The sequence below is a fragment of the Vibrio sp. Isolate33 genome, assembly GCF_022397895.1.
Taxonomy (GTDB): Bacteria; Pseudomonadota; Gammaproteobacteria; order Enterobacterales; family Vibrionaceae; genus Vibrio; species Vibrio pomeroyi.
In genome coordinates this window covers 1-8,545 of the sequence record NZ_JAKEUP010000036.1, presented here as the reverse complement: position 1 = coordinate 8,545, position 8,545 = coordinate 1, and the positions used below count along the sequence as shown (strand labels likewise).

At 45.0% G+C, this 8,545-nt stretch carries 8 protein-coding genes; 4 read left to right on the top strand and 4 right to left on the bottom strand.

The window, feature by feature from the left end:
- Window positions 1–215: 215 nt before the first annotated feature.
- Both L1D37_RS23805 and L1D37_RS23800 read right to left on the bottom strand, forming a co-directional pair.
- Entirely contained in the window at window positions 216–1,838 is a 1,623-nt protein-coding gene (locus L1D37_RS23805) for a phosphoethanolamine--lipid A transferase (protein WP_239849346.1), read from the bottom strand.
- Window positions 1,839–2,068: 230 nt separating this feature from the next.
- A complete protein-coding gene (locus L1D37_RS23800; RefSeq protein ID WP_239849345.1) occupies window positions 2,069–2,653 on the bottom strand; it encodes a porin family protein in 585 nt (194 codons plus the stop codon).
- A gap of 192 nt (window positions 2,654–2,845) precedes the next feature.
- On the opposite strand from L1D37_RS23800, the gene L1D37_RS23795 reads away from it, so the two are divergent.
- Both L1D37_RS23795 and L1D37_RS23790 read left to right on the top strand, forming a co-directional pair.
- Entirely contained in the window at window positions 2,846–3,385 is a 540-nt protein-coding gene (locus tag L1D37_RS23795) for a hydrolase (RefSeq protein WP_239849344.1), read from the top strand.
- Window positions 3,386–3,438: 53 nt separating this feature from the next.
- A complete protein-coding gene (locus tag L1D37_RS23790; RefSeq protein WP_239849343.1) occupies window positions 3,439–3,981 on the top strand; it encodes an AAA family ATPase in 543 nt (180 codons plus the stop codon).
- Between the two features lie 121 nt (window positions 3,982–4,102).
- Here L1D37_RS23790 and L1D37_RS23785 read toward each other — a convergent pair whose 3' ends face one another.
- Window positions 4,103–4,966 (bottom strand): MurR/RpiR family transcriptional regulator, encoded by an 864-nt coding sequence (locus tag L1D37_RS23785; RefSeq protein ID WP_239849342.1) that lies wholly within the window; start codon window positions 4,964–4,966, stop codon window positions 4,103–4,105.
- A gap of 89 nt (window positions 4,967–5,055) precedes the next feature.
- A complete protein-coding gene (locus tag L1D37_RS23780) occupies window positions 5,056–6,330 on the bottom strand; it encodes an amino acid deaminase (protein WP_239849341.1) in 1,275 nt (424 codons plus the stop codon).
- Window positions 6,331–6,506: 176 nt separating this feature from the next.
- On the opposite strand from L1D37_RS23780, the gene L1D37_RS23775 reads away from it, so the two are divergent.
- Window positions 6,507–7,940 (top strand): D-aminoacylase, encoded by a 1,434-nt coding sequence (locus tag L1D37_RS23775; RefSeq protein ID WP_102320915.1) that lies wholly within the window; start codon window positions 6,507–6,509, stop codon window positions 7,938–7,940.
- Between the two features lie 121 nt (window positions 7,941–8,061).
- A complete protein-coding gene (locus tag L1D37_RS23770) occupies window positions 8,062–8,454 on the top strand; it encodes a RidA family protein (protein WP_017065166.1) in 393 nt (130 codons plus the stop codon).
- Window positions 8,455–8,545: the final 91 nt, after the last annotated feature.

Sequence of the window (8,545 nt, the reverse complement as noted above, 5' to 3'; positions counted from 1 at the left end):
TTATAAGTCATTTCGCCTTTTTCAACTTGGGTTACGACTGACAATTTAAAGGCAAGAGAATAATCTCGTTGAGTACGTCTACTTGTTGTTTTCATGACACTCTCCAATTTCATGTTGGAAATGTGTCAACCATAGTTAGGACGGTACAAGGTCAAAAAAAGGAGCCCATAAACGAGTCCCTTTTTAATCAAGCGTGTGTGATTAATGCGTTGAAGTTAACGACACGGTGCGAAGATGTCTTGGTTTTCTCGGTATTCTTTGGTTTGAACGTCCATTAGTCCGAGCAAAGAGTCGAACAGATTATCGTGTGAGAAGCTTTGCTCTTTTCCTGCTTTACGTAAGCACGTGTCACTGATGCCTTTCTCAGCAGCAAAGCCATCCGACATCCAAAAGATCAGTGGAACGTGGGTTTGTTCCTTTGGTGCTAGCGAGTAAGGCATGCCGTGTAAGTAGACACCATTTTCTCCCAGAGACTCGCCGTGATCGGACACATACATCAATGCCACGTTGTATTTGTCGGTCAGTTTCTCAAGCTTTTGCATCGCCTGTGAGAGGAAGAAATCCGTGTACAAGATGGTGTTGTCGTAGGTGTTAACCACTTCCTCTTTGGTACAGTTTTCAATATCGGCGCGAGCGCAATCAGGTGTGAACTTCTTATGTTCTTCTGGATAACGTTCAAAGTAAGTAGGGCCATGAGATCCGGCGATATGATAGAAGATGATGCTATCTTGGCTAAGATCTTGAGTATCTTGCTCGAAATTCTCTAGCATAGCCGTGTCGTAGCACACATCGTTATTACACAACGGGTCGCTGTCTTTGGCGACGAGCGTCATCTCTTTGATTCGGTGTGCAACCGCCTTGTCTCCACCATCATGTTCTCGCCAGATAGAGTGAATGCCCGCGCGGTTCATGATGTCGACCACGTTATCTTGGTTGTAAGCCTTGTCTCGGTCGTAGTTGCTGCGATTCATGTTCGAGAACATACACGGCACAGAAACCGCAGTGGCTGTTCCGCACGACTGAACATCAGAGAAAAATATCGGGTTGTAAGGCTGGGTGTGAGCGTTAGTTTCTCTCTCATAGCCATGATATTGGTAGTTATATACGCGCGCAGTTTCACCAAGCACAAACACCAATAAGGTCGGTTTGGTTGCCGCTTTAGCTTGCGGTGTTTGCTTCGCATCTAACCCGAGTTCTTGGTAGGGGATAGGCTCTTTGATGTAGGTGTTATTGATGTATTTGACTGCGGATGACACATATTCGGTTGGGATGATCATCTTTTTGATGTGTGAGTTATTGCGACCAATCGAGACATAATCTTTGTAAAACAGCCCTGCAATAATCGCGATAATAATCAATGAAGAGAGCAATCCAATCGACTTCCAGACAAAGAAATCTTTCCATGATTCTCGCTTAAGTTCAGTAAACAGTAACATCAGTGACGGAATAATACCCATCGCGAATAACCATAAGATGGAGTGGGTACTTACATAGCTTGCTGCTTCGCCACTATTGGTTTCGAAGACGTTCTCTATCATCCCATAATCGACATAGATGCCGTAACTGAACATGCTGTAGCTGACGAGTGTTGAGGTGATCAGCAAGAAGATAAAAAATGGCTTGGAGAATATCGGCCAATTGAAGACTTGGAAGATAAAATTGAAGGCAGCAAGGAAGAAGATAGGGATGGATATAAGAAACGCAACGCTTTCAGACTTAGATGCCTGAACAATACTAAGCAACTCTTGGGAGAGAGGGATGTTGATGACAAGCAGATAATACACAGCCAACACAAAGGGCAGCTTGTTTATCGACATGTTTAATCTTGGTAGATTCATAGGTTTGTTTTCCTGCGTCTCTTATCCCTTTATTTTAGTCTCGCTACCAAGAAAGCTCTAATATCAACGCATAAAGCTCAATTGGGCGGTGATGAGCGATAACTGGTTAAAGTGAAATGACGCGATAGGCGTGTAGAAACAAAAATTCACTTTACTGAGTGACCTTCATGACAAGGTGGAACAGCAAAGTGAATTAGTATGTTCAGCTTATTCTATGTGACTCAAGCACATTAGAAGTTGTATGAACCGCCGAAGCTAATGCTGTTGAAGGCAAGCGTATGGTCATCGCTTTTGAATGAGCCGTTACTTCCAATAGAGTAGTCATCTACGCTTACCGCATCTGCTTGCGAGATTAGGCGCAGTGTTAGGTGTTCAACCGGCGTGTATTCAACACCAACACCAAAGTGGAAACCTGTACCGCTATCATCATCGTATCCTGCACCGCTATTCGCATTGAGGTCGACAGAGCTTAAACCAGCCAATACGAATGGGCGGATTGTGTTGTCGAATGTGTAACCTAGGTTTGCTGACACAGAAATAGACGTTGGTGAAAGCTTGTCAGTGCTGTTTTTGTAGTTTGCGTAATCTGTGTAGCCAAGTTCCACGCCAACGATACGGTTGAATTGGTAACCGCCGTATAGGTTGTAACCCATGCCGCTAGAATCTAAGCTCGGCGCGCCATCTGTATCTGAATCTTGGTAGACGCTAAGGCCGCCACCAATGTATGCGCCGCCGTCAGTACCTGCTGCTAAAGCTGGAAGAGAAACCGCACTGATTAAGCCCAGTGCTAATGCTGATTTCGTTATCTTATTCATTTTTCTTACTCACTCTTTAATGTCATGCCAGTATCAATTATTTTTGTTTTGCGACCTTTCGACCGTTGATGACTATTATTCCGTAGTCTTTTATGTATTACTGTATGGCTTTGTAAGCTGAATCATTACATAGTAGAAAGCATACACATCAGATTGCGTAATTAATCAGGCTGCCCGAAACAAGGAGTAAACATGCTAACGAAACAAAAGACAGGCTTGGTGGTTGTGGATGTTCAGGGCAAGCTCGCACGCCTTGTTGATGAGAGCGAGGTACTGATTGCTAACTGTGGAAAGCTGATTGAAGGAGCGAAGGTCTTAGGTCTTCCTGTTGTTAGCTTGGAGCAGAACCCAGAGAAGTTGGGGGCAACCGTTAGTGAGCTGAATGACCTATTGAGTGACGCTAAGCCGATACCGAAATTCACGTTCAACGCGTGTAACGAGCCTAAGTTTGTTGAAGCAGTGCAAGTTAAAGATGTGGATACGTGGTTGGTGTGTGGCATTGAGGCTCATATTTGTGTTTATCAAACCGCAATGGGTTTATTGGAACTTGGCTACAAGGTTCAGGTAGTTGGTGACTGCATTAGTTCACGAACAGCATTGAATAAGAAATCGGCTATCAGACGATTGCGGGACGCTGGTGTCCAGATTACGGGATTAGAAATGAGCTTATACGAGCTAGTTAAAGATTGTCGCGCACCCGAATTTAAGTCCATTCTATCCTTGGTTCGTTAGCTTGGGTTTCGTTAAGGTCCGTTTCGTTGTTTTCCCCCTTTGAAGAGGTCTATTTGAACAATCTAATCGTATTTACGGGTGGGCCGGGATCGGGCAAAACCTCGGTGATCGACGCTTTGAAAAGCAAGGGCTATCGCTGCGCACCAGAGGTTGGGCGTAAAGTGATTCAGCACCAAGTTGAGCAACAAGGTAGCGCTTTACCGTGGTTAGACAAAGTGGCTTTTCGTGATGAGATGGTGCGAGAAGAGTTAGCCAATTATCAAGCCTTCGAATCGAGTGAACAGCCGGTTTTCTTTGATAGAAGCATCGTTGATTCATACGGTTACAGCCTGTTAGAGACGTTGCCTATCCCAGAATCCTTGCTAAATAGCTGTAATGAACTCGAATACAACGCCAAGGTATTTATCTTCCCGCCTTGGGACTCTATTTTCATCAATGACCAAGAGCGCAAGCAAGATTTCGATGAAGCGATCGCCACTTACGATAAAATGGTCGTAGCTTATACCCAGTTTGGTTATCAGCTGGTGGAAGTGCCTAAGTTATCTGTTGAGGAACGAGTCGAGTTCATTTTAGCTTCAATTGACTCAGGCGAGTGATTTCTAGCAAATCCACAAACAAAAAGCCCCGCAGTATCGACTCGATTGAGTGAATACTGCGGGGCTTTTTAATTCAGATTCTATTTTGATTTAGCTGCGAGAAGCTTGGTTTCGGTAACGTTTAATCACCGAGAGGTTGTCGGTCGCCACCACCTCGGTAGGAGTCTAAAGCAACCTTCAAGCGGCGCAGTTTATCGCGCGAGCGGTTCTTATGATTGACTGCCATGCCCATTGAAAGTACATCCACCAATGCCAGCATTGCGTAGCGAGATGCTGATGGCTTGTAGATAAAGTCGGTTTCCATGTGTTTGATTGGCAAAACAATATTCGCAATCTTTGCCAGTGGCGTGTCTTGCGGGGTAATCGCGATGATCTTAAGCCCGTATTGCTTTGCTAGTTCGGCGGTTTCGGTGATCACTGGCGTAAAGCCTGTCGCGGAAATCATCACCATCACATCATTGGCATCTGCCGTGGCAGCAACCATGCGTGACATTAAACCATCGTTGTACGACACAACCGGATAACCCAATCGGAACAGTCTGTGTTGCAGCTCTTGAGAGGCGATGGTTGAGCCGCCACCCATGCCGATCGCAATGATCTGTCTGGCGTTGTGCAGCCAACTCACTGCAGTTTCAACGTCTAGCTCTTTGAACAAGGTGCGGTTGATGTCTAGGCTCTGCTTGATCGATTCGTAGATACCTTGATAGCCAGTTTGGTTTACCGGTTCAAGAATAAAGCGCTGGCCCACCGTCAGGGTTTGAGCAAGCTTGATCTTCATATCACGAACGTTGTTACAGCCGATCGCCTTAGCAAAACGGGTTATCGTGGCTTCACTGACTTGAGCACCTTCAGCAAGCTCTGTGATACTGGCATTGGCTGCAAAATCAATGTCGTCCATGATCAGCTTAGCGACTTTTTTCTCTGCATCACGAAGAGCGGGAAAACGCTCGGTTATCTGTGAAATGATATCTACTTCTAAACTCAAGAATCCTGATCCTTTGTTGATGGGGCTAAGCCTTAGCCCCGTTAGTATATCTGAATGCTTCGCTGATTCTAGCTTATTGAAAAATCGAGCTAGAAGCAGGTCTCTACCCAGTTTGTGACCTGATGATCGTCATCGCTGATGGCAATGTAGCGCCATTTGTCGAAGGTTAAGCATGGGTGTGAGGTTGAAAACGCAATCATGTCGCCCACTTCAATCTCAGCAGAACCGTCCGTTTCAACAAAAGTATGCTGATCCATTACCGCGGTAGCAGTTAAGCCTTTCACTGAGATAGCTTCGCCATTGCGATAGCCGCGCTCGGCAATAGGTAAACCTGCATCGAAGGCAACATCACGCTTACCTAGCCCAACCACCAGCTTGGTTGGCTCTGGACGAGAGATAACATACGCCCACACCTCAAGTGCCGATTCTAAATCACCACCCAATTCACACGCGTAACCTTGGTTGACTTGCGCACGTTGCAACACCTTACTTTGGGCATCTAGGTAGATCCCAGTATCGTGAATCGCATAGCAGCCTGGGCGGATAATCGCTAAATAATCCGTTAGGTTCGCCAGGCATTCTGCCACTACGTCATACCAAGCCGAGCCTGCGCCCGTAATGATAGGTTGACCGGTAATTAAGCCGTCTGATGCGAGGCTTTCGACCGAAGTGAGCGCTTGGTTTAAGAAGGTACGAATGTCTTGCTCGGCATTGTCGCCATGAATCACACCCTCGTATACCTCAATACCCGCTAGCGAAAGTGCAGGCGAATCTTGGATAGTTTGCGCCAGCTCTAGAACCTCTTGAGGTGAACGGCAACCACAACGCCCACCCGGAACACCAAACTCGATTAGCACTTTTAGCGTCTGCTTTTTGTTGGCGAAATATTGGTTGAGTTGCTGCACGTTGACTGACGAATCCACACAACAATAGAAATCAACGTCGAACTCACTAATAAGCTGTTCGATGATCGCCATGTTGGTTTTACCTACCAATTGGTTAGCCATGATGATTCTTTTTGCACCTGCCATTGCTGCAATTTCTGCCTGTGCAGGTGTCGCAACGGTAATTCCCCAAGCGCCATTTTCTAACTGTTGACGGAAGAAATCAGGTGTCATCGATGTTTTGCCGTGTGGCGACAATTTAACCTGGTGATGATCGGCGAATGATTGCATCCAATTCAGGTTATTGGTCAACGCTGATTGTTTGATAATTGCTACCGGAAGCGAAACTTCTTCATCAACCAGTCGATAAACACCGTTCTCAGATTGTGATACTGCTCTCCCTTTTTGGCCTTTTTCAGTCAAGATGAAACTATCTTTTTGATACTTTATAACATCTTTTTGTGCAGGGTTATGTTTCATTGCTGATTCCTAACATGATTTAAGTGGTTGTTATTTAATGTTTAAATATATCTGTAATGTGTTTTGTGATAGAAACTATCACACAAATTAAAATATTATGTGTGTTTTGTCACTGAAAATAATCGGCTGGATTTCTAATATAGCTCCATCAACAAAGTGGATTGAGAGAGTGAGAAATGTTGTTCGATACGATAATTAAAAATGTAGAGGTGTTTGATGGCACCGGCGAACAATCGTTTTGTGCCGATGTAGCAATCCGAGATGGAAAAATCGCCGAAATTGGCAAAATTGATCATGAAGATTGTAGCCAATTGGTTGAGGGAGCAGGCTTAGCATTGGCTCCTGGTTTCATCGATGTACACACACACGACGATACCAATGTAATTCGTTACCCAGATTGCCTACCTAAGATTAGCCAAGGTGTGACAACCGTGATTGTTGGCAACTGTGGCATCAGCGCATCGCCAACGGTTTTGGCGGGCGATCCACCAGATCCAATGAATCTTTTGGGCGCGCAGGCTGATTTCAAATACCCAACCTTTGCCGCGTATGCACAAGCCGTAGAGCAAGCGCAACCAGCGGTGAACGTCGCAGCGTTAGTTGGTCACACCACACTGCGTAACCAAGTGATGGACGACCTACAACGCACCGCAAGCGAAGAAGAAATTGCAGCAATGCAAACCAACCTTGATTTAGCGATGGAGCAAGGTGCATTAGGTTTGAGCTCGGGTTTGGCATACGCAAGCGCGAAACAGGCCAACGCTAATGAAGTAATGCAGTTAGCAAAAGTGCTATCTAGTCACGGCGGCATCTATACCACGCATATGCGTACCGAATTCGAAGAGATCTTAAGCGCGATGGAAGAAGCGTTTGAGACTGGGCAATATGCGAAAGTACCCGTTGTTATCTCTCACCTTAAATGTGCAGGTGCGGGCAACTGGGGCAGAACCGTTGAAGTACTTGATTTGATGGACAAGGTTTCAGAGCACCAAGATGTGTCTTGCGACTGCTACCCATACTCAGCGAGCTCCTCGACATTAGATTTGAAACAGGTGACAGACGATTTCGATATCTTCATCACTTGGTCTAAAGCAAAGCCAGAACATGCAGGTAAAACGCTTAAGCAGATTGCTGATGAGATGAACCTACCCTTGATGGACGCAGCAAAAGCGCTTCAACCAGCAGGTGCGGTTTACCACTGCATGGATGAGAACGACGTAAAGCGCGTATTGAAATACAAGCTGACCATGGTTGGTTCTGATGGTTTACCGAATGATCCGCATCCACATCCAAGATTGTGGGGCACCTTCCCGAAAGTGTTGGGTCACTACTGCCGAGATGAAAAACTTTTCGCGCTGCCAGAAGCGATTCACAAAATGACCGGAATGTCTGCGAAGCGCTACAACCTCGCGGGAAGAGGTGAGATTCGCCAAGACGCATTTGCCGATTTAGTTTTATTTGATCCAAAGAATATTAAAGACACAGCAACATTTGAAAATCCTATTTCAGTTGCTGAGGGAATAGAAAGTGTATTTGTAAATGGTGAGTTAACTTACCAAAAAGGAAAAGTGAAAAATAATCGTTCAGGCGTTTTTATTTACCGTAATTAGAATTTAATTATTTTATTAAATATACAGTAATAAGAAAACGACGAATTAATTTAAATATATTGGAATAGAAACTGTTTTATCTATAAACCCAATATTATCTATAAAGAAGTGGAGTTAAAAAATGACTATTAAACGTTACGGTGTTGAAGGCGGTACAGGTACAGGCGGACAACATTTACCATTTGCACGCGCAACTGAAGCGGGTGGTTTCCTGTACGTTTCTGGCCAGACACCGATGACAGATGGTGAAGTGGTAGAGGGTGGTATTGTTGACCAGTCTCGCCTAGCGATCCAAAACTGTGTCGATATCATGACTGAAGCGGGCTACGGCCTAGAAGACGTAATGCACGTAAAGGTTGTGCTAACGGATTCTCGTTACTTCCAATCTTTTAATAAGGTATTCAAAGAGTTCTTCGGTGCTAACCCACCGGCTCGTATCTGCATGGTTTGCGACCTAGTTGTAGACGTGAAGGTTGAAGTAGATGTGACTTGCTACCGCGCGGATCGCGTTTAGTAATAACCTAATCACAATTACCTACTTAGAGAGTATTAGGGGTTAGTCATCCCTGTTATTATCCTTTAATACTCTCACCCTACATTTATAA

What these genes read in the sequence shown, in the direction of transcription:
- L1D37_RS23805 (WP_239849346.1), bottom strand. Translation starts at nt 1,838, where the DNA reads ATGAATCTACCAAGATTAAACATGTCGATAAACAAGCTGCCCTTTGTG.
- L1D37_RS23800 (WP_239849345.1), bottom strand. Translation starts at nt 2,653, where the DNA reads ATGAATAAGATAACGAAATCAGCATTAGCACTGGGCTTAATCAGTGCG.
- L1D37_RS23795 (WP_239849344.1), top strand. Translation starts at nt 2,846, where the DNA reads ATGCTAACGAAACAAAAGACAGGCTTGGTGGTTGTGGATGTTCAGGGC.
- L1D37_RS23780 (WP_239849341.1), bottom strand. Translation starts at nt 6,330, where the DNA reads ATGAAACATAACCCTGCACAAAAAGATGTTATAAAGTATCAAAAAGAT.
- L1D37_RS23775 (WP_102320915.1), top strand. Translation starts at nt 6,507, where the DNA reads ATGTTGTTCGATACGATAATTAAAAATGTAGAGGTGTTTGATGGCACC.
- L1D37_RS23770 (WP_017065166.1), top strand. Translation starts at nt 8,062, where the DNA reads ATGACTATTAAACGTTACGGTGTTGAAGGCGGTACAGGTACAGGCGGA.